This window comes from Allobosea sp. BK604, assembly GCF_004341515.1.
Taxonomy (GTDB): Bacteria; Pseudomonadota; Alphaproteobacteria; order Rhizobiales; family Beijerinckiaceae; genus Allobosea.
The window spans coordinates 338,982-358,213 of record NZ_SLZF01000007.1 but is presented as its reverse complement, the minus strand read 5'-3'; the positions used below and the strand labels follow the sequence as shown (position 1 = coordinate 358,213).

General features: G+C 67.0%; 18 protein-coding genes. 7 read left to right on the top strand and 11 right to left on the bottom strand.

Annotated features, from left to right (window positions below; translation table 11 throughout):
• Window positions 1–345 precede the first annotated feature (345 nt).
• The 3 genes from EV560_RS22855 (at window position 346) to EV560_RS22845 (ending at window position 4,402) form a co-directional block, all read left to right on the top strand.
• Window positions 346–3,069, top strand: coding sequence for a [protein-PII] uridylyltransferase (locus EV560_RS22855; protein ID WP_131858204.1), 2,724 nt, complete (start codon window positions 346–348; stop codon window positions 3,067–3,069).
• 97 nt (window positions 3,070–3,166) lie between these two features.
• On the top strand, window positions 3,167–3,772 hold the full coding sequence (gene grpE / locus EV560_RS22850) for a nucleotide exchange factor GrpE (protein WP_131858118.1): 606 nt from the start codon (window positions 3,167–3,169) through the stop codon (window positions 3,770–3,772).
• Window positions 3,773–3,775: 3 nt separating this feature from the next.
• Window positions 3,776–4,402 carry a trimeric intracellular cation channel family protein gene (locus EV560_RS22845; protein ID WP_207908094.1) on the top strand — a complete coding sequence of 209 codons (627 nt, stop codon included), beginning with the start codon at window positions 3,776–3,778 and terminating at the stop codon, window positions 4,400–4,402.
• Window positions 4,403–4,495: 93 nt separating this feature from the next.
• Here EV560_RS22845 and EV560_RS22840 read toward each other — a convergent pair whose 3' ends face one another.
• From EV560_RS22840 to EV560_RS22830, 3 genes are all read right to left on the bottom strand, one after another.
• Entirely contained in the window at window positions 4,496–5,119 is a 624-nt protein-coding gene (locus EV560_RS22840; protein WP_131858117.1) for an alpha-ketoglutarate-dependent dioxygenase AlkB family protein, read from the bottom strand.
• 7 nt (window positions 5,120–5,126) lie between these two features.
• Window positions 5,127–5,933 (bottom strand): 4-hydroxy-tetrahydrodipicolinate reductase, encoded by an 807-nt coding sequence (gene dapB, locus EV560_RS22835; RefSeq protein ID WP_131858203.1) that lies wholly within the window; start codon window positions 5,931–5,933, stop codon window positions 5,127–5,129.
• 212 nt (window positions 5,934–6,145) lie between these two features.
• The gene (locus tag EV560_RS22830; RefSeq protein WP_131858116.1) at window positions 6,146–7,129 is read right to left on the bottom strand and encodes a Tim44 domain-containing protein; all 984 of its coding nucleotides are present in this window, start codon (window positions 7,127–7,129) and stop codon (window positions 6,146–6,148) included.
• A gap of 182 nt (window positions 7,130–7,311) precedes the next feature.
• Here EV560_RS22830 and EV560_RS22825 point away from each other — a divergent pair, with 182 nt between their 5' ends.
• Entirely contained in the window at window positions 7,312–7,635 is a 324-nt protein-coding gene (locus tag EV560_RS22825; protein ID WP_131858115.1) for a hypothetical protein, read from the top strand.
• Window positions 7,636–7,978: 343 nt separating this feature from the next.
• On the opposite strand, the gene EV560_RS22820 is transcribed toward EV560_RS22825, so the two are convergent.
• Window positions 7,979–9,223, bottom strand: coding sequence for an amidase (locus tag EV560_RS22820; protein WP_131858114.1), 1,245 nt, complete (start codon window positions 9,221–9,223; stop codon window positions 7,979–7,981).
• A 278-nt stretch (window positions 9,224–9,501) separates the two neighbouring features.
• Between EV560_RS22820 and EV560_RS22815 the strand changes: the two genes are divergently transcribed.
• A complete protein-coding gene (locus EV560_RS22815) occupies window positions 9,502–10,665 on the top strand; it encodes an extensin-like domain-containing protein (protein WP_131858113.1) in 1,164 nt (387 codons plus the stop codon).
• On the opposite strand, the gene mepA is transcribed toward EV560_RS22815, so the two are convergent.
• Window positions 10,666–11,613 (bottom strand): penicillin-insensitive murein endopeptidase, encoded by a 948-nt coding sequence (mepA, locus tag EV560_RS22810; RefSeq protein WP_131858112.1) that lies wholly within the window; start codon window positions 11,611–11,613, stop codon window positions 10,666–10,668.
• A gap of 150 nt (window positions 11,614–11,763) precedes the next feature.
• Between mepA and EV560_RS22805 the strand changes: the two genes are divergently transcribed.
• Window positions 11,764–12,747 carry a Bug family tripartite tricarboxylate transporter substrate binding protein gene (locus EV560_RS22805; RefSeq protein WP_207908093.1) on the top strand — a complete coding sequence of 328 codons (984 nt, stop codon included), beginning with the start codon at window positions 11,764–11,766 and terminating at the stop codon, window positions 12,745–12,747.
• Between the two features lie 99 nt (window positions 12,748–12,846).
• A complete protein-coding gene (locus EV560_RS22800; protein ID WP_131858111.1) occupies window positions 12,847–13,020 on the top strand; it encodes a DUF3309 family protein in 174 nt (57 codons plus the stop codon).
• A gap of 222 nt (window positions 13,021–13,242) precedes the next feature.
• Here the strand turns inward: EV560_RS22800 and lhpI are convergent, their stop codons facing one another.
• From lhpI to rpsA, 6 genes are all read right to left on the bottom strand, one after another.
• Window positions 13,243–14,193 carry a bifunctional Delta(1)-pyrroline-2-carboxylate/Delta(1)-piperideine-2-carboxylate reductase gene (lhpI, locus tag EV560_RS22795; RefSeq protein WP_131858110.1) on the bottom strand — a complete coding sequence of 317 codons (951 nt, stop codon included), beginning with the start codon at window positions 14,191–14,193 and terminating at the stop codon, window positions 13,243–13,245.
• A complete protein-coding gene (locus EV560_RS22790) occupies window positions 14,193–14,531 on the bottom strand; it encodes a LapA family protein (RefSeq protein ID WP_131858109.1) in 339 nt (112 codons plus the stop codon). Before EV560_RS22790 ends, lhpI begins: the two co-directional genes overlap by 1 nt.
• A gap of 41 nt (window positions 14,532–14,572) precedes the next feature.
• The gene (ihfB, locus tag EV560_RS22785) at window positions 14,573–14,857 is read right to left on the bottom strand and encodes an integration host factor subunit beta (protein WP_131858108.1); all 285 of its coding nucleotides are present in this window, start codon (window positions 14,855–14,857) and stop codon (window positions 14,573–14,575) included.
• Window positions 14,858–14,885: 28 nt separating this feature from the next.
• Window positions 14,886–15,854: a signal peptide peptidase SppA gene (gene sppA / locus EV560_RS22780; RefSeq protein ID WP_131858107.1), complete on the bottom strand. Its 969-nt coding sequence runs from the start codon at window positions 15,852–15,854 to the stop codon at window positions 14,886–14,888.
• Between the two features lie 83 nt (window positions 15,855–15,937).
• Window positions 15,938–17,227, bottom strand: coding sequence for an Hsp70 family protein (locus tag EV560_RS22775; RefSeq protein WP_131858106.1), 1,290 nt, complete (start codon window positions 17,225–17,227; stop codon window positions 15,938–15,940).
• Window positions 17,228–17,421: 194 nt separating this feature from the next.
• Window positions 17,422–19,128 carry a 30S ribosomal protein S1 gene (rpsA, locus tag EV560_RS22770; protein ID WP_131858105.1) on the bottom strand — a complete coding sequence of 569 codons (1,707 nt, stop codon included), beginning with the start codon at window positions 19,126–19,128 and terminating at the stop codon, window positions 17,422–17,424.
• Window positions 19,129–19,232 lie beyond the last annotated feature (104 nt).

The window sequence follows — 19,232 nt, the reverse complement described above, 5'->3', positions numbered from 1 at the left end:
GGAGAAGGCCTGGCCACTCCGGCGCCCCACGCTTTAGCTGCACTTGTTTCGCGCCCGCAAGCTGCTGGCTCAAATCGGCGCGTATCCGTCTTTTAGGTCCGCCCGTTCTGTATGTCAAACAATCCGAAGGGGCATGTTGAATAGCCAATTTCACACATATTCTTCGTGTAAATTGCGATTTCTGTGAATCCCTTCAGCATGCTAGGAGCGGCAGTGGCAGAGTTCCGCTCCGCCCGAAGATCGAAAGTGCCGCTGCCCGTGTCGACCGTGGTTGATCAGCCCTATCTCGCGCTTGACGAAGTCCTGGAGAGCCCGACCGGCGCCGTCGCACGGCTGGCCAAAGGGATGGGCAAGGCCTCCAACGGCGAGTTGCGGCAGGAGCTGGTCGCCGGCCTGCGCCGAACGCTCGATCAAGGCCATGCCTCGGCCAAGGACATCCTGATCCAGACCCGTAACGGGTTCGCCTGCGCCAAGCGCCTCTCGGCAGCGATGGACGGCATCATCGCCTGCCTGCATGCCGCGGCGAGCGAGCATTTCTACCCCGCGATCAACCCCTCGCAATCCGAGCGCATCGCGGTGGTCGCCGTCGGCGGCTATGGCCGCGGCACGCTGGCGCCGGGCTCCGATGTCGACCTGCTCTTCCTGTTTCCGCACAAGCAGACCGCCTGGGGCGAGAGCGTGGTCGAGGCGATGCTCTATCCGCTCTGGGACCTGAAGCTGAAGGTCGGCCATTCCGTGCGCTCGGTCGATGACTGCATCCGCGAGGCGCGGGCGGACATGACGATCCGCACCGCGCTGCTGGAGGCGCGCTTCCTGTGCGGCGACCGCCCGCTCTTCGAGGAGATGAAGCGCCGCTTCGGGGCCGAGGTGGTCGAGGGCACTGCGCAGGCCTTCACCGAGGCCAAGCTCGCCGAGCGCGAGACCCGCGTTACCCGAGCCGGCACCTCGCGCTATCTGGTCGAGCCCAATGTCAAGGACGGTAAGGGCGGCCTGCGCGACCTCAACACCCTGTTCTGGATCGCGAAATATTCCTATCGCGTCGAGGATCCGGAAGATCTGGTTGCGGCCGGGCTGTTCGACCGCAAGGAAATGCAAGTGTTCCAGCGCTCGGAGGAGTTCCTCTGGCGCGTGCGCTGCTGGATGCATTTCATCACGGGCCGGTCCGAGGAGCGGCTTTCCTTCGATCTGCAGCGGCAGGTCGCTGCGGCGATCGGCTATGCCGGCCGCAGCGGTCAGGCGCCGGTCGAGCGCTTCATGAAGGCCTATTTCCTCGTCGCCAAGGATGTCGGCGACCTGACCGCGATCGTCTGCGCGGCGCTGGAGGCGCGCCAGCAGAAGCCGCGTGCGACGCTGACGCGCTTGATCGGCAGCTTCACCAAGCGCAAGCGCGTGCGCGCGCTCGGCCATCCCGATTTCACGCTGAAGAGCCAGCGGCTCGCGGTGATCGACGACGACGCCTTCGAGCGCGACCCGGTCAACCTTCTCAGGCTCTACGAGATCGCGAGCCGCGACGACCTTGCTATCCACCCCGATACCAGCCGGCTGGTGACGCAGTCGCTCAGGCTCGTCACCGGCCAGTTGCGCAACGACGCCGATGCCAACCGCATCTTCCTGGAAATCCTGACGGCACGTCGCTCTCCGGAAGCCGTGCTGCGGCGGATGAACGAATCCGGGTTGCTCGGCCGCTTCATTCCGGATTTCGGCCGCATCGTCGCGATGATGCAGTTCAACATGTATCACCACTATACGGTGGACGAGCATCTGATCCGTTCGATCGGCGTGTTGGCCGAGATCGACGCAGGCGCTCTGGAGGCCGAGCACCCGCTCTCCAACTCGATCGTTTCGACGATCAGCAACCGGCGCGCGCTCTATGTCGCGCTCTTCCTGCACGACATCGCCAAGGGGCGGCCGGAGGACCATTCGGTTGCCGGGGCGAGGATCGCCCGCAAGCTCGGGCCGCGGCTCGGCCTGACGGAGGCTCAGACCGAGACCGCCGCCTGGCTGGTCGAGCACCATCTCGACATGTCCACGGTGGCGCAGAGCCGCGATCTCGGCGACCCCAAGACGATCGAGAGTTTCGCCGCCACGGTGCAGACGCTGGAGCGGCTGAAGCTGCTGCTGATCCTGACCGTCGCCGACATCAAGGCGGTCGGCCCCGGGGTCTGGAACGGCTGGAAGGGGCAATTGCTGCGCACGCTCTATTACGAGACCGAGATCGTGCTCGCCGGCGGCCATTCCGCGATCGAGCGCCGGGCCCGGGTCGAGCGCAAGCAGGATGCGCTCAAGGAGCGGCTCGCCGATTGGAGCGAGGCCGAGCGCGACGCCTATCTAGCCCGGCACTACCCGGCCTACTGGATCAAGGTCGACCTGCCGCGCCAGGAGAAACACGCCCGCTTCCTGCGCCAGGCCGAGAGCGAGGGCCGGACGACCGCGACCATGGTCGAGACCGACCAGTTCCGCGGCATCACCGAACTCACCATCCTGGCGCCGGACCATCCGCGCCTGCTCGCCATCGTCACCGGCGCCTGCGCGGCTGCCGGCGGCAACATCGCCGATGCGCAGATCTTCACCACGACGGACGGGCTGGTGCTCGACACGATCTCGATCTCGCGCGCCTTCGAGCGCGACGACGACGAGTTGCGCCGGGCCGAGCGGATCGCGGCCGCGATCGAGCGCGCGCTCAAGGGCGAGATCAAGATCGCCGACCTCGTGGCGCAGCGCCGGGCGCCGCCACCGCGCGGCCAGACCTTCCAGGTCGCGCCGGAAGTGATCATCGACAATGTGCTTTCGGCCCGCCACACGGTGCTGGAGGTCTCCGGCCTCGACCGGCCGGGGTTGCTCTACGATCTCACCACTGCGATCGGAAAGCTCAACCTCAACATCGCCTCGGCCCATATCGCCACTTTCGGCGAGAAGGCGGTCGACGTGTTCTACGTCACCGATCTCACCAATGCGAAGATCACCGGCACGGCGCGCCAGCTCTCCATCCGCAAGGCGCTGATGGAGGTCTTCGTCTTCGACCACGAAAAGGCGCAGCCGCAGAAGGCACGCGCACCCGCTCGCGCTTGATTTCACGCGCCATAAGTCCGATATCGGCCACGAACGCTGACGGCGGCGGTCTTGCGCGACTTTCCCGGCCAGCCATTTGAAAACATTGGATGAGGCAATGACGCAGAAACCTGCGACGGGCGAACCGAACCCGGATACCGCCGCCGAGGCTACGAACGAAATGGCCCCGCGCGAGGCAGTCGAGGCGCTGATCGCCAATATCGAGAGCGAGCGCGACGACCTGAAGGACAAGCTGCTGCGCACGCTTGCCGACATGGAGAACCTGCGCCGCCGCACCGAGCGCGAGATCGCCGACGCCAAGGCCTATGCGGTGACGAGCTTCGCCCGCGACATGCTCGGCTCGGCCGATAATCTGCGCCGGGCGCTGGAGAGCGTGCCGGCGGGCGATGGCAGCCCCGCACTGAAGACGCTGACCGAAGGCGTCGAGCTGACCGAGCGCGAATTGCTCAAGACGCTCGAGCGTCACGGCGTGCGCCTGATCGACCCGCAGGGCGAGAAATTCGATCCGAACCTGCATCAGGCGATGTTCGAGGCGCCAGACCCGGCTCTCGCCAAGGGGCTGGTCTCGAAGGTCGTCCAGGTCGGCTACAAGATCGGCGAGCGCGTGCTGCGGCCGGCGCTGGTCGGCGTCTCGGCCGGCGCGCCGAAGCAGCCGGAGGCCCCGGCCGGCGATGCCGGAAACGGCTCGGCCGAGAGCCAGTAGACCGTGCTCGAAGCTGCTGGCGTCGCCGTCTTTGCTCTGACTGGCGCGCTGGTGGCGGCCCGCAAGGGCATGGACCCATTCGGCTTCATCCTGCTCTCCACCGTCACTGGCGTCGGCGGCGGGACCTTGCGCGACCTGCTGCTCGGGCGCGGCGTGTTCTGGGTGCAGGATCCGTTCGACGTGATCCTCTGCGCGCTCGTGGCGCTGGCATGCTGGGCCCTCGCCTACCGGCGGCCGGGCATGCTCGACGGCTGGGGCGGAAAGCGGCTGCTGATCTGGGCCGACGCGGCAGGGATGGCGCTCTTTGCCGTGATCGGCACGCAGAAGGCGCTTGCGGTCGGCGCGCCCAATCCCTCGGCCATCGCCTTCGGCGCGATCACGGCCGCGTTCGGCGGCATCATCCGCGACATCCTCGCCGGCGATCGCCCGATGGTCCTGTGGAGCCGGGATTTCTATGTCACAGCGGCGGCGACCGGCGCGACCGTCACGGCCGCCCTTGCCCATTTCGACGTCAATCCGACGGTAGTGATGCTCGGCGGCATCGCCGCCGGCTTCGGCCTGCGCGCCGGCTCGATCCTCTTCGGCTGGTCGTTTCCGAGCCTGCCGGGCTCAGGCCCCGACAAGGCGTGAACGTCGCTTCAGCTTCTTGTTTTCGCATCGGCTTTTCCGAAAACCGCAATCCAGTTTTCGGGCCGATGCGCCGGCCTCGCAGGCGAGAGCAACTCAGCCGACCGGCTTCGTCACGCGCCTCAGCGTCAGATTGATCCGGCCGCCCTGCGGCAGCAGCGCCGATGAGCCGGCCAAAATGCGGTCGATGCCGTGATAGGCCAGCCTGGCCTCGCCGCCGAAGAGCAGTGCATCGCCCGAACTCAGCTTGAGCGACTGGGTCTTGCCGCCGCGCGTGCTGCCGCCGATCCGGAAGATCGCGCTGTCACCGAGCGAAAGGGAGAGCACCGGCGCCTCGAAATCCTGCTCGTCGCGGTCCTGATGCAGGCCCATCTTCGCGCTGGACTCGTAGAAATTCACCAGGCAGGCCTCCGGCTCGTGCGGGTAGGAGGCGAGCTCGCGCCAGGCGTCGAGCAAAACAGCTGGCATCGGTGGCCAGGGCGCGCCGGTCTCGGGATGGAGCGGCTGGTAACGATAGCCATTGACGTCGGAGACCCAGCCGAGCGAGCCGCAATTGGTCATCCGGACCGAAAAGGGCTTTCCCGTCTTCGGCATGCGCGGCGCGAAGAACGGCGCCTGCCTGGCGACCTCGCGCAACTCGGCCACCAGCGCTGCCTGGGCCTGCGCCGACAGATAGGCCGGCCAATGGACGACGCCCGGTGCGACGGCGAGGCGCGTCATCGTCCCGTCAGAGATTGTCGAGGCCGAGCACGTCGGTCATCGCATAGAGGCCGGGCTTGCGGCCGCGCCCCCAGAGTGCCGCCCTGACCGCGCCCTGGGCGAACAGGCTGCGGTCCTCGGCGATATGGTTCAATTCCAGCCGCTCGCCCTGTCCGGCGAAGACGACCTTGTGGTCGCCCACAACCGTGCCGCCGCGGAGCGCGGCGAAGCCGATCGCGCCGGGCGGACGGGCGCCGACCTGGCCGTCACGCGAGGCGACGCGATGCTGCGCGAGCTCGACCGTCCTGCCCTGCGCCGCCGCCTCGCCGAGCATCACGGCGGTGCCGGAGGGCGCATCGACCTTCATGCGGTGATGCATCTCGACGATCTCGATGTCCCAGTCGGTGCCGAGGGTCGCCGCGACCTTGCGCACCAGCCCGGCGAGCAGATTGACGCCGAGGCTCATATTGCCGGAGCGGATGATCGCGGCATGGCGCGCGGCGGCTTCGAGCCTGGCGAGATGGCTCGGCTCCATCCCGGTCGTGCCGACGACATGGACGATGCGGGCCTGCGCCGCGAGCCCGGCGAAGGCGACCGTCGCCTCGGGCGCGGTGAAATCGAGCACCCCCTCGGCCTCGACGAAGGCGGCGAGCGCATCGTCGCTGACGAGAATGCCATTGGCCGGCAGGCCGGCGAGCACACCGGAATCCTGCCTGAGCGCGTTCGAGCCCGGGCGCTCGATCGCGGCGGAGAGCGTGCAGCCCTCGGTCGCGGCGATCGCCTTGATCAGCATCCGGCCCATGCGCCCGGCGGCGCCGACAACGACGAGACGCATGTCGCTCATGGGGAATTCACTCCGGGCAAGGCAAGGATCGGACAGCGGCTATAGAACAAGCGGCCGGGGAGCGGAACCACCCGATAGCTGGCGACCATTGCGATAGAGCGCAGGGAAGACCCGCCAGCGCGTCCAAACAAGAGGTCGCGTAACCCACGAAACAAAAACGGCCGGGTTGCCCCGGCCGTCCTGTTATTCCGAATGTGCCGCCTTTAGCCCGCGGACTGGATCGCCGAGAGCTTCCAGTCGCCGCTGCGCTCGCGCACGAAGGTCCAGAGCTCGGTCGCCTCCTGGGCGATGCTGGCATGGCCCTCGACGACGCGGCCGGTGGTGCGCTCGGTCAGCGCATTGATCACGCTGAAGCGCATCGCGACAGTGGCGTACTCGACGTTGCCCTCACGCCAAGCCTCGGCGAGATCGCCCTGGAGCAGCTTGACGTCCGAGACACGGTCGACGAGGCCCTTACGGGCGTTCTCGGCCAGGTCATCGGCGAAGTGGCCGACCATTTCCGGCGTCAGGAGCCGGCGCAGAGCCTGCTGATCCTCGTTCGAATAGGCCGCGTTGACCTCGCCGAGCAGGCGCTCGAAGCTATTGAAGTCCTCCGGGGCCGGATCGAACTCGATCGGCTTCGGCGCGCGCGCCATGCCGCCACCGAGACCGCCGAACATCGGACGCGGAGCCTGCGGCTGCTGGGGCTGATAAGCCTCGCGCGCCATCGGGCCGTTGGCCGTGGCGAGCTGCGGCTCGGAGCGCCGACGGAAGAAGCGCACCGCCAGGAAGATCAGGCCGGCGATTAGGCCGATCTGCAGCAGGAAGCCGAGGAAGCCCGCGAACGAGGCGAGACCGCTGAAGAAGCCGGAGCCCGAAAGCATGCCGAACAGGCCGGCGCCGAGCAGGCCAGCCCCGAGACCCATCATCAGGTTACGGGCCATGGACGGCCGGGCTGCCTGAGCAGCGGCAGCCGCGCCAGCCGCCGGAGCAGCTTGCGCCGGAGACGGCGTCGCACTGCGCTGGAAGGTCTGGGCGCCATTCGGCGCGGTATTGGTCGGGGCCGGGGCCGACTCGGTGCGGGCGCCGCGGCTGCCGACGCTACGGCCGCCGCCGGGACGCGCCTCGGCGATGATTGGAACGAGTACAAGTGCGCCGGCGAGCAAGGCGACGAAGCGACCATGACGGGCAAGCGAAATCAGGGACATGTTTCCTCCCGGAGCCCCCCCTGGGCTCTCTGCGCGCCGAATATGGCCTCTACTTTCGAAGAGGACAAGGTCTATCGACTTAAGTCGAAGTTATAATGTTACAACTTGTTTTCTGGACGATTCCGTTGGCCGTGCTACGCTCAAGTCTCGCCGTTGGCCCTATCGGCGAGGGGAGTGAGCCTATGACAAGGATCGCACCGAGGCCACACCGCGACGGACCGCGCATGCTGCGCAGCCTCGCTCTCGCCAGCGCTCTGTCGCTGGCCTCATTCACGGCAAATCCCGCCACGGCAAGTCCCGCGCAGGAGCAGCCGGTTCCGGTCGATCCGCCGCGGCTGGCGCAAGCGCCCGAGCCGCTCTGCTTCTGCTGGAGCGACGGCCGCAAGATCGCCGAGGGCGCGAGCGCCTGCATCCGGACGAACCAAGGCCGGCGGCTCGCCAATTGCGGCCGGGTCATCAACATGATGTCCTGGGAGGTGACCGAGAACCCCTGCCCCGAGAGCTGATCGCCCGCTGGGGCGGAACAAGCCGAACAATGAGAAACGCCGCCGGACCCTTGTCCGGCGGCGTTCTGTTCAATGGCTCCTGCGGTCTTTTCGACTTGAGACTGACGTCTGTCAGAACGCTCCCAACACAATGGCAATCATGAACACGAAGGCCGCGCCCATCGCCAACCGGTCGAGACTTAGCGTGAGGCTCATCTCATCCTCCTTTGTCATTGACCTGTCACCGACGCTAGCAGAATTGGCGATGGCCGCAAGGGGGCAAACATGTGGCAGTGCAGCAGCGGAGCCTAGAGTATGCCTAATTCTTGGTTAAATCATTGAATTGATTTGGGGATAAAAGCACTCAGCCGATTGAACCGACAAGCTTTTCCAGGGCCTTCGCCACTGCAATGACATGGTCATCATGGCCAAAACGTCCGATGATCTGAAAGCTCACGGGCAGGCCCCGCGGACCCCTCATCAGGGGAATTGTGGCACAGGGAGTACCCAGCAAGGTCCAGAGCCGGTTGAATTTCGAATCTCCGGTCGAGGCCAGAGTGGCTGGTGCTTCGCCGGGTGCGGCATGGCTGATGACGACATCCACCTCGGCGAAGACATCGCGGCAGGCGTCGCGGCCGCGGCGCGAGAGCCGCCTCGCCTCGTCATATTGACGCGGGGTCGTCGCCCGGGCGCTTTCGAGATAGGCGCGGAGCTTGGGCGGAAGGCTGGCGCGATGCTCGGCATATTCCCAGGCCAGCGCCTGCACCGCCTCGAAATCCTGCAGCGGGCCATGGGCCTGGAAGGCTTCGGCCAGAGCCGCCGGGCTGGCGAGGTCGACCAGTTTGGCGCCGGCCGAGGCAGCGAGATCGGCGACGCGCTTCAGCGCGGCATCGGAGGCCGGATCGGACGCGCCGGCGAAGTCCTGGCGGGAGATGCCGATGCGCAGGCCCTTGAGCTCTGCGGGGGAGGCATCAAGGTCCGAGCGGCCGGTCAGCGCTGCCAGCGCGAAGCCGAGATCGTCGGCGCTCGCCGCCATCAACCCGACCGTGTCGAGCGACCAGGAGAAGGGCTTGACGCCGACGGTCGGGAGCAGCGCGTAGGACGGCTTGATCGCGGCGACACCGCAATAGGCGGCGGGGCGGATGACCGAGCCACCGGTCTGCGTGCCGAGCGCGAGCGGGATCATGCCGGCCGCGACCGCAGCCGCCGAGCCGGCGGAAGAACCACCCGGGCTCGCGTCGAGCTCATGAGGATTGCGGGTCGGGGCCGGATCGAGAAAGGCGAAGGCGGTCGTCTGGGTCTTGCCTGCGACTGTGGCGCCGGCAGCCTTGAGGGCCATGACGATCGGCGCATCGGCGCGCGGCTGCCAGCCGTCATAGATCGGCGAGCCCATGCCGGTCGGCAGGCCGGCGGTGTCGATGATGTCCTTGACGCCGCAGGCGATGCCGGCAAGCGGGCCTGTGCCGGGCGCGAGCATGGCCGGCCGGCTGGCGAAGGCGCGGACATCGCCGTCCTTCGCGGAAATCAACTCGGCGCTGCGCTTCAATTCGGCCGCAGCCGCATCCTGTCCCACCGCAGCCCGGCGGGCGATCTCACGCGCTCTCAGCATTCCGCTCTCCGATCCCCCTTGGGCAGCAGGGCTCGCCGCCATCCCTGCTGTCCGGCCTATCTGGCACGGCAAGGCGAAGCCGGCCAAGCGGCATTAAGGAATAGGGCGGATGCGCCGGAAAATGCTGTGATTTCAACGCAGCAGCCATCTCACGACTTAATGGCGGAAGCCGGCCGTTAGCGCTGGCTTAACCGCGTCGGCAAAGATAGCCCGCCTGTGGCGGCCGGGGCTCACCCGGTCAATAAACCGTTCATCTGACCGTTCGCATTTGAATGGTCATGCGACGCTCACACCTCGCCCTCATCGCCCTCGGCGTCATCGGCGCCGGTCTCGCCGGCTGCGGCAAGTTCCAGAAGCCGCAGCGTGCGGCCTGGCGCGACCAGGCGGAAGCCGCCTGCCTCTCCTCGCGGCAGGTGCAGCTCTCCTCCTATGTCAGCCTGCGCGACAAGCCGATCGACGGTCCCGGCACCTGCGGCATGACGCAGCCGCTCAAGGTCTCGGCCTTCTCCGGGGGCGGCGTGCATCTCACGAGCAACGCCACGCTCGGCTGCCCGGTGGTGGCGACCACCGATAAATGGCTGGCCGAGGTGGTGCAGCCTGCGGCGATGAACGTCCTCGGCGCCCAGGTGATCGAGCTGCGCGCCGGATCCTATTCCTGCCGCGCCATGAATAACGGCACGGCGACGACCCGCACCTCCGAGCACGCCTATGGCAATGCCGTCGACGTCTTCTCCTTCCGGCTGAATGACGGGCGCGTCGTTACCGTGAAGGATGGCTGGCGTGGCTCGCCCGAGGAGCAGAACTTCCTGCGCGAGGTCTTCGTCGGCGCCTGCCAGCATTTCTCGACCGTGCTCGGGCCGGGCGCGGATCCGATGCATTACGACCATATCCATATCGACCTCGCCCGCCATTCCAAGGGCCGGCATATCTGCAAGCCGATCATCAAATACGAGCCGAACTACAACCTGCCGCCGCCCGATCCGGCGCGTCCGGACCGGATGGCGCTGCAACAGCAGCAGCCGGCAACGCGCCAGACCCTGCCGCCGCCGATGGTCGCCGGCACCTCGGGCGGGCTGCTGCGCCAGCCGAGCTCGGGCCTGCGCCCGCCGGGATCGGTCAATGGCGGCAATGGCGGCTATCCGATCGCGCATCAGGATGCGCCGCAGAATCTCGACACGCAGCGCCGCTATCTCCAGCAAGCGCCGCAACGCACCCAGCAGATGACACCGCGCTACCAGCCGGAGGCTCTGCCGAGCGAGGCGCGCGGGCCGCTGATGCTGCCGGGCTCAGTGCCACCGACCGAAGAGCTGATCGTCGGCGACGACGATGGCAACGGCGTCGTCGACGTGCCCGGTCAGGAACAGGCCGAGGAGATCACGCCGCAGAGCGATCCGTTCGCCTATGGCGCAAACCAGCGCGGCCCGAGCCGGCCTCGCTACTGATCAGCGCGCGTTCAGCACCTGCCGGCATTCCGGCGGCAGGGCGTCGAGGGACATCGGCGGCTTGGGCTTCGGCTTGGGGCCGGGCTTGGGCTTCGGCGGGTTGAAGATCGCCTCGTGCTGGCGATGGATCCAGCCATCGAGCTCGGCGCCACAGCCATCGCCGAAATTCGGCGGTTCCTGGCCGGAGCAGCTCTCCATGCCGCGCGGGCAGCTCAGGCGGATGTGGAAATGATAGTTATGGCCCCAGATCGGCCGGACCTTCTTCAGCCAGTCCCGGTCCGAGCCTGACTCGCGGCAGAGCGCGACCTTGAGCGCCGGGTTGACGAAGATGCGCTCGACGCGCGGCTCGGCCGCCACCGCGCGCAACAGCCTGGTATGGGCCGGCGTCCAGTTCCTGGGGTCGACGTCGCGCCAGTCGGCCCGCGCCATGTTGACCGCCGGCATGTTCTCGCGCTGGTCGCGATCGAGTCGGTCGCGCGGCATCGGCGTCAGCCAGACATCGGCATCGAGCCCGATCTGATGCGAGGCATGGCCGGTCAGCATCGGGCCGCCGCGCGCCTGGGACATGTCGCCGACGAGCAGCCCCGGCCAGCCATTGATCCTGGGAACGTCGCGAGCGAGCTTCTCGAGATAGGCGATGAGCTCGGGATGGCCCCAGTTGCGGTTGCGGTTGAGCCGCATCACCTGCCAGGCATCGCCATCGAGCGGCAGGGCGGCACCGCCGGCAAGGCAGCCGCGGGCATAGGAGCCGATCGATTGCGGCGGCATATGCGCCGGCGTGGTCTTCTGGCCGAAAAGCGCCCGCGCCGCCTCGGGATAGGCGGCGAGATTGGCAGCGCGGCGCCTGGACTCCTCGGACGCTGTATCCTGGGCGCGGGCGAGGCATGGCGCCAGCGCGGCCACCGCCAGCGCGGCGGCAAGGACGAATCGGCGGTACGAACGAGGCATGGCAGCAGATCGCCATGGCTGGCGAGCCGGGTCAAGCGGCCTCAGCCGGATGGCGAATGGACAATCCCGGCGCGAGACGGCAGCTTCCCACCCATCACAGCAATCGGGCCTGACCCGCAGCGAAAATTGCGTGACCGGAGGGGACGGACCATGACGATGATGACGATCGACCGCCGCGCGCTGCTCGGCGGCCTCGGCGCGAGCCTTGCCGTCCCGCGCGCCGGCTCGGCCCAGAGCAACTGGCCGCAGGGGCGCACCCTCAGGCTCGTCGTGCCGTTCCCGCCGGCGGGCGCCACCGACGTGCTGGCGCGGCTCGTCGCCGACAAGCTCGGCCATGCATGGGGCACCAATATCGTCGTCGAGAACAAGCCGGGCGCCGGCGGCAATATCGGCAGCGACGCCGTCGCCAAGGCCGAGCCCAACGGCGACACCTTCCTGATCGCCTCGGTCGGCATGGCGACCAACCAATATCTCTACGCCAAGCTGAGCTACGATCCGGTCAAGGATTTCGCGCCGATCACCATGATCGCGCTGGTGCCGAACCTGCTGATCGTCAACAACCAGCTGCCGGTGAAGAACACGGCCGAGCTGATCGCCTATGCCAAGGCCAATCCCGGCAAGCTGACCTATGGCTCCTCCGGCATCGGCACCTCGGTGCATCTCTGCGGCGAGCTGTTCCAGAAGCTGACCGGCACCAAGATGGTGCATGTGCCCTATCGCGGCACGGCCCAGGCGACGCAGGACCTGATCGCCGGGCGCATCGACCTGATCTTCGACAATATCACCCAAGCCCTGCCGCATGTCCGGGCCGGCTCGATCCGCGGCTTCGGCATCACCACCGCCAAGCGCGCGCCGACCGCGCCGGATTTCGCGCCGATCGCCGAGACGGTGCCGGGCTTCGACGTCTCCTCCTGGTTCGCGCTCTTCGCTCCGGCGAAGACACCGCCGGCCGTAATCGAGAAGATCCATACCGACACCAAGGCCGGGCTCACGGACCCGGTGCTGCGCGGCAAGATGGATGCGCTCGCGGCCGAGCCGGTCGGCAACACGCCGGCCGAGCTCGGAGCCTTCCTGCAGAGCGAGATGCAGAAATGGGGCGAGTTGATCCGCGAGGTTGGCGCGAAGGCGGAGTAGAACGCCGCAAGTAACGGCGCCGGAACCAGAGCGGCGCCTCTGACGTTTTTCCCGCATTCCCGGTCGCGAAGACCGTACCCAATGCGGGAAGGGCGTCAGATGTCCACTCTTTTGATCGTTCTGCTACTCATTCTGCTGCTCGGCGGCGGCGGATATTACGGCCACCGCGCCTATGGTCCGAGCGGCCTCGGCGGCGTCGTCGGCCTCGTGCTCGTCGTCGTGCTGGTCCTATGGCTGCTCGGCGCTATCGGCGGAGCGCCGGTCAGGGTCTAGAGCATTTTCGAGCGAAGTGGATACCGGTTCGCGTGAAGAAAATGCGTCAAAACAAGTAGATAGAGAATTTTCGCGATTCGAAGAAACGCGGAAATGCTCTAGTGCCTCGGCCCGAAAAGTGGATTCCGGTTTTCGGAAAAGCCGATGCGAAAACAAGAAGCTGGATGATCGGGCGGGATACGGTATCCGGTCCGATCATCTCGTAACCAACAGCCAGACCGCTCAGCCGGTCTGGCTGTTCTCCCAGACGGCGGTCGCGGCGGCGAGATCCTCGATGGAGACGCCGACCGACTTGAACAGCGTGATGCCGCCATCCTCCGCCGGTCCGGCAATCGTGCCGCGGCAGAGATCGGTCAGGGTGCCGGCAACCTGATCCGCACTGTAGCTGCCTTCCTTGATCGCCACGGCGACATCGCCGCCCTCCTCGATCGCCTTGGCGCTGTCGACCACGACGCGGGCGCGGTGCAACGCGTCGGCATCGACCTCGCGCATCTGCATCGTGAAGGCGCCGATCAAATCGAGATGGGCGGTGCGCTTCAGCCAGTGACCGTGGATCAGCGGCTCGGTCGCATTGGTGGCGCAGGAGATGATGTCGGCCGTACGCGCCTCGCCCTCGAGATCGGTAGTGGCGCGGACCGGAATGCCCTCGGCTGTCAGCTTCTCCGCCAGCTCGATCGCCGCCTCCGGCCGCCTCGCCCAGATGGCGATATCGGTCAGCGGCCTGACGCTGCGATGCGCCTTGATCAGGAAGGGCGCGAGCGCACCCGCGCCGACCATCAGCATATGCGAGGCGTGCTCGTTGGACATGGCGCGTGAGGCCAGCGCCGAGGCGGCGGCCGTGCGCCAGACGGTGAGACGGTTGCCGTCAAAGACCGCAAGCGGCTGGCCGGTATCGCCATCCATGAGCAAATAGGCGCCCATGACGCCCGGCAGGTTGCGCTTGCCGTTCTCGAAGAAGACCGAGACGACCTTGGTGCCGATATAGCCCTTCTCGGCGTTCGGAGCGCTCCAGGCCGGCATGACCAGCAGCACGCCTTTCTCCGTCGGGCGCTCGACCGTGTAATGGTTGCGTGGCGGCATGACGCCGTCGCTGCGAAAGGCCTCGGCCAGCGTATCGATCAGGGCGGGGAAGCTGAGGGCCGCGTCGATCTGCGCGGCGTCGAACAGCCGCATCAGCCGTTCCCGCGGGTCAGGGCCGGCAGGGCGGAATCCGGCACGGCAGCACGCAGCGACTGCGTCTCGCTGCGCAACGCCTCGACCTCGCGGCGGCTGCGGCGGGCGGCCTTGCGGTGCTTGCCCTGGGCGATCCAGGAGGCGAGGCCGCCGATCAGCACGCCAATGGCGATCGAGCCCAGCACGACGGCGAAGAGCGGCAGGCTGTAGACGAGTTGCGGCGCGTCACGGCTGATCGGGTCGAGCGAGACCTGCACCGCGCCGCGGTTCGCCACGGAGAATAGCACGATCGCGAGGGCGATCGGCACGAGGATCAGCGCCTTGAAGAAGGTTTTCATCGGTCTTCCCGAGTCCTGCGGCGTCAGCGCCGTCAGGACTATCAGTGCTTGCCGTTGAGCCGCAAGCGGAGCTCCTTGCCCGTCTTGAAGACGGGGACGTACTTCTCCTCGACCTCGACCGCATCGCCGGTGCGCGGGTTGCGGCCCACCCTGGCGGCGCGGGCTTTGCGGGAGAATGCGCCGAAGCCGCGCAGCTCGACCCGGTCCCCGCGCGCCAGCGCCTTGACGACCTCATCGAGGATCGACGTGACGATGTTCTCGATATCGCGCTGGTAAAGGTGAGTGTTGCGCTCGGCGATGCGTTGAACGAGTTCGGATTTTATCATGTGTCCAGTATAACCGCTTGTATCAACATCATTTTTCGGCGACAGGCTGCCAGAGCGCCAAGGGCGCGTCAAGCCGCAAACCGACCGGCTGGTCCGCAGCGCGGGCAATGAGTGTCGCAACGGCATCAAGGCCGGCGGCACGGGCCAGCGCTTCGCTGGCACTCCAGAGACCATAGGACGAGGATTCGCTGCGGCGGCGCCAGTCGCGCACGGGCAGATCCTTGGCCACATTCTTCTCGCGCTCGAGCCAGGCGATCGCCTCCGGCTCGCCGCCGATCTGGTCGATCAGCTTGAGATCGAGCGCGCGGCGGCCGGAATGGACGCGGCCATCGGAGACGACCGGGATATCGGCCTCGGCCAGCTTGCGGCGCTCGCGCACCAGCCGCTTGAACCAGTCGTAATTGTCGTTGACGACCTCCTGCAGCGCGGCGCGCGCCTCCGGCGAAGTCGGCTCGAAACCGTTCGGAGCGGCCTTGAGCGGGCTCGACTTGATCTCCTCGACCTTGACGCCAGCCGTATCCAGCAGGCGCGCCACGTTGGGAATCTGGAAGAGCACGCCGATCGAGCCGATCAGCGAGGTCTGGCGCGCGACGATACGATCGGCCCCCATCGCGGCGATGAAGCCGCCGGAGGCCGCGAGCCCGTCGACGACGGTGACCATCGGCTTCTTGGCGGCGAGCTTGCGCAGCGCATCATAGAGCGCTTCAGAGCCGGTCACGGTGCCGCCGGGGCTGTCGATCTTGACCAGCACGGCCTCGGCCCTGCTGTCCTCGAGCGACTTGATCAGGTCGAGCGTGCGCCGGTCGCCGGAGATGAAGCCGGAAATGGTGATGCGCGCGATATGGGCCGAGGAGAGCGAGCCGGGCGTGCGCCCGCTCCAGGCGAGGCCCGCGGTGACCGCGACGGCGATGACGGCGAGCACGGCCAGGAGCCGCCAGGCCGTCAGCTTGCGTCTCAAGCTGCGACGGTCGGCAAGCATATCGGCATCGGATGACATGGTGGGGCTCCAGTGAACTGGGATGCTTCCGCGGTGCCGTGATGTAGCCCCCCGCCTTCGGCCCGGCAAGGCGACAACAACACTCAGGCTGGCATGGCCGCCCGCTGCCGGTCGAGCGCCAATAATGCAAGGCCGCTCGCCACCGAGCGGAAGGCATCGCCGATATGGACACGCTCGGCGCCGAAGCGCCGGTCGAACAGCGCCCGCACCGCTGGGACATGCGAGGTGCCGCCGGTCATGAACACGGCCTCGACCTCTCTGCCGGCAATGCCGGCTTCGGCCAGCGCCTTGTCGAGCGCTGTCTCGATCGCGCCGACATCCTCGGCGATCCAGCGCTCCAACTCGGTGCGCTTGATCGTGCCCTCGATCGCCACATCCATCTGGCGGAAGCTGAACCGGGTCTCGTCCGCACCGGAGAGCGCGATCTTGGCGGCGGAGACGGCGCGGTAGAGCTCGTAGCCGAGATCGTATTCGATCACGGTGAGCAGATCCTCGAGCTTGCCGGGCTCGACCGCGTCGCGGATCAGCGCCTTGAGTTCGGCCATGGTCTCGCGGCTCTTCATCAGCGAGAGCCGGTGCCATTGCGCGAAAGCGGCGTGGTAATGCGCCGGGATCGGCAGGAGCTTCTCGAAGGAGCGGTATTGCGTGCCCTTGCCGAGCCGCGGCGAGACGGCGTGCTCGATGATGCGATAGTCGAACGTGTCGCCGGCGACGCCGACGCCGGCATGGGAGAGCGGGATCGCCTCCAGCCGCCCTGCCCCGCCGGGCTCGAAGCGCATCACCGAGAAGTCGCTGGTGCCGCCGCCGAAATCGGCGACGAGCATGGTCTGCGGCTCCTTCAGGTCGCGGGCGTACCAGTAGGCGGCGCCGAGCGGCTCATAGGCGAAATCGACCTTGGCCATGCCGGCCTTGGCATAGGAGGTGGCGAGGCGGCCGACAGCAAGCTCCTCGTCCGGGCGATCGCCGGCGAAGACGACCGGGCGGCCCGAGACCAGCGGCACGGAGCCGACACCGTCGAGGCCGGTCGTGAGGTCGGAGAGGAAGGTGCCGATCAGGTCCTCGAGCCGGTAGAGCTTGCCGAAGAGGCGCGTCTCCTGGAAGGCGCGGCTGGAGAGATGGGTCTTCAGCGATTGCAGGAAGCGGTGCTCGGTCGTCATGCCCAAGGCCATGTCGAGCGCGTCGGGGCCGCTGACATGGACGATCTTCGCCTGCGGCGGCCGGCCCTCGCGCCAGAACATCAGCGCGGAGCGGTAGGCATCGACGGCGCCCTGCTTCGTCGGGAAGCTCCGCGTCGTCACCGAGCCGTCAGCCCGCGCCAACGCCACCACGCTGTTGGTGGTGCCGAAATCGATGCCGATCGCCGCGGGGGTCATTGTCGGAGCTCCTGGATTCACCGTCATGGTCGGGCTTGACCCGACCAACTCGGAAACCAGTGCACTCTGGTCTTGAGTTTCTCGGGCCTGCGCTTCGCTCCGCCCGGGGGACGGGTGGAACCGAAACAAAAGCCCGCGCGGATTTCTCCGCGCGGGCCGATGGTCTGGTCAGGCCGCGTGACGCGGCCCGACAATCACTTCTTCTCGGTGTTGGCCTTCTTGAGGGCCGCGCCGAGAATGTCGCCGAGCGAGGCGCCGGAGTCGGACGAGCCGTACTGGGCGATCGCCTCCTTCTCCTCGGCCATTTCCAGCGCCTTGATCGACACCTGGATCTTGCGAGCCTTCTTGTCGAACAGGATGACGCGGGCATCGACCTTCTCGCCGGCGGCGAAGCGCTCGGGGCGCTGCTCGGCGCGATCGCGGGCGATCTCGGCGCGCTTGATGAAGGTGGTCATGTCGGTGCCGACGATCTTGACGTCGAGACCGGCTTCCTTGACCTCGATCACCTCACAGGTGACGACCTGGCCCTTCTTGAACTCGCCGGCATCCACGAAGGGATCACCCGCGAGCTGCTTCAGGCCGAGCGAGATACGCTCCTTCTCGACGTCCACATCGAGAACGACAGCCTGGAGCATGTCGCCCTTCTTGTATTCCTCGATGACCTGCTCGCCCGGACGGTTCCAGTCGAGATCGGAGAGGTGGATCATGCCGTCGATATCGCCCTCGAGGCCCAGGAACAGACCGAACTCGGTCTTGTTCTTGACCTCGCCCTCGACCACCGAACCGGCCGGGTGCTGCTCGGCGAAGACCTCCCAGGGATTGCGGAGGGTCTGCTTGAGACCGAGCGAGATGCGGCGCTTGACCTGATCGACCTCGAGGATCGCGACGTCGACTTCCTGCGAGGTCGAGACGATCTTGCCGGGGTGGACGTTCTTCTTGGTCCAGGACATCTCGGAGACGTGGATGAGGCCTTCGATGCCCGGCTCCACTTCGACGAACGCGCCGTAGTCCGTGATGTTGGTGACGCGGCCCTTGAGGCGCGCACCGACCGGATAACGGGCAGCGATGCCATCCCACGGATCGGCCAGCAGCTGCTTGATGCCAAGCGAGATGCGGTGCGTCTCCTGGTTGATCTTGATGATCTTGACCTTGACCGTCTGGCCGATGGTCACGACCTCGGACGGATGGTTGACGCGGCGCCAGGCCATGTCGGTCACGTGCAGCAGGCCGTCAATGCCGCCGAGATCGACGAACGCGCCGTACTCGGTGATGTTCTTGACGACGCCGTCGATGACCTGGCCCTCTTCAAGCGAGGCGACCAGCTCGGAGCGAGCCTCGGCGCGGGTCTCTTCGAGAACCGTGCGGCGCGAGACGACGATGTTGCCGCGGCGGCGATCCATCTTGAGGATCTCGAACGGCTGCGGCTGGCCCATCAGCGGGCCGACGTCGCGGATCGGGCGGATGTCGACCTGCGAACGCGGCAGGAAGGCGACGGCGCCGTCGAGATCGACGGTGTAGCCACCCTTGACCGTGTTGAAGATGACGCCGGTAACCTTCTCGCGGGCCTCGAAGGCCTTCTCGAGCTTGACCCAGCTCTCCTCGCGACGAGCCTTGTCGCGCGAGATGACGGCTTCGCCGAGCGCGTTCTCGATCCGGTCGAGATAGACTTCGACCTCGTCGCCGACCTTGATGTCCTGGTCGCGGCCGGGGCCGGTGAATTCCTTGAGGGCGACGCGGCCTTCGGTCTTCAGGCCGACATCGATGATCGCCATATCCTTCTCGATGGCGACGACGATGCCCTTGATGACGGAGCCTTCGAGCGCGTCGTTACGCGAGAAGGACTCTTCGAGCAGAGCGGCGAAATCCTCGCGGCCCGCGTGATAGCTTTCAACTGCTGACATATGTTCTCCTGGGGCCGGTCGCGTCTCGCGCGATCCGGCAAGCGCCGCTTGGGTTGGTGCTGCGATCCGGACCGTCTCCGACGGCGCCTCATCGAGGCGTCCAT

What these genes read in the sequence shown, in the direction of transcription:
- dapB (WP_131858203.1), bottom strand. Translation starts at nt 5,933, where the DNA reads ATGCGTCTCGTCGTTGTCGGCGCCGCCGGGCGCATGGGCCGGATGCTG.
- rpsA (WP_131858105.1), bottom strand. Translation starts at nt 19,128, where the DNA reads ATGTCAGCAGTTGAAAGCTATCACGCGGGCCGCGAGGATTTCGCCGCT.
- EV560_RS22855 (WP_131858204.1), top strand. Translation starts at nt 346, where the DNA reads ATGGGCAAGGCCTCCAACGGCGAGTTGCGGCAGGAGCTGGTCGCCGGC.
- EV560_RS22825 (WP_131858115.1), top strand. Translation starts at nt 7,312, where the DNA reads ATGACAAGGATCGCACCGAGGCCACACCGCGACGGACCGCGCATGCTG.
- EV560_RS22805 (WP_207908093.1), top strand. Translation starts at nt 11,764, where the DNA reads ATGACGATGATGACGATCGACCGCCGCGCGCTGCTCGGCGGCCTCGGC.
- mepA (WP_131858112.1), bottom strand. Translation starts at nt 11,613, where the DNA reads ATGCCTCGTTCGTACCGCCGATTCGTCCTTGCCGCCGCGCTGGCGGTG.
- EV560_RS22815 (WP_131858113.1), top strand. Translation starts at nt 9,502, where the DNA reads ATGCGACGCTCACACCTCGCCCTCATCGCCCTCGGCGTCATCGGCGCC.
- EV560_RS22830 (WP_131858116.1), bottom strand. Translation starts at nt 7,129, where the DNA reads ATGTCCCTGATTTCGCTTGCCCGTCATGGTCGCTTCGTCGCCTTGCTC.
- grpE (WP_131858118.1), top strand. Translation starts at nt 3,167, where the DNA reads ATGACGCAGAAACCTGCGACGGGCGAACCGAACCCGGATACCGCCGCC.
- EV560_RS22775 (WP_131858106.1), bottom strand. Translation starts at nt 17,227, where the DNA reads ATGACCCCCGCGGCGATCGGCATCGATTTCGGCACCACCAACAGCGTG.
- lhpI (WP_131858110.1), bottom strand. Translation starts at nt 14,193, where the DNA reads ATGCGGCTGTTCGACGCCGCGCAGATCGACGCGGCCCTCAGCTTCCCC.
- EV560_RS22840 (WP_131858117.1), bottom strand. Translation starts at nt 5,119, where the DNA reads ATGACGCGCCTCGCCGTCGCACCGGGCGTCGTCCATTGGCCGGCCTAT.
- EV560_RS22800 (WP_131858111.1), top strand. Translation starts at nt 12,847, where the DNA reads ATGTCCACTCTTTTGATCGTTCTGCTACTCATTCTGCTGCTCGGCGGC.
- sppA (WP_131858107.1), bottom strand. Translation starts at nt 15,854, where the DNA reads ATGTCATCCGATGCCGATATGCTTGCCGACCGTCGCAGCTTGAGACGC.
- EV560_RS22790 (WP_131858109.1), bottom strand. Translation starts at nt 14,531, where the DNA reads ATGAAAACCTTCTTCAAGGCGCTGATCCTCGTGCCGATCGCCCTCGCG.
- EV560_RS22820 (WP_131858114.1), bottom strand. Translation starts at nt 9,223, where the DNA reads ATGCTGAGAGCGCGTGAGATCGCCCGCCGGGCTGCGGTGGGACAGGAT.
- ihfB (WP_131858108.1), bottom strand. Translation starts at nt 14,857, where the DNA reads ATGATAAAATCCGAACTCGTTCAACGCATCGCCGAGCGCAACACTCAC.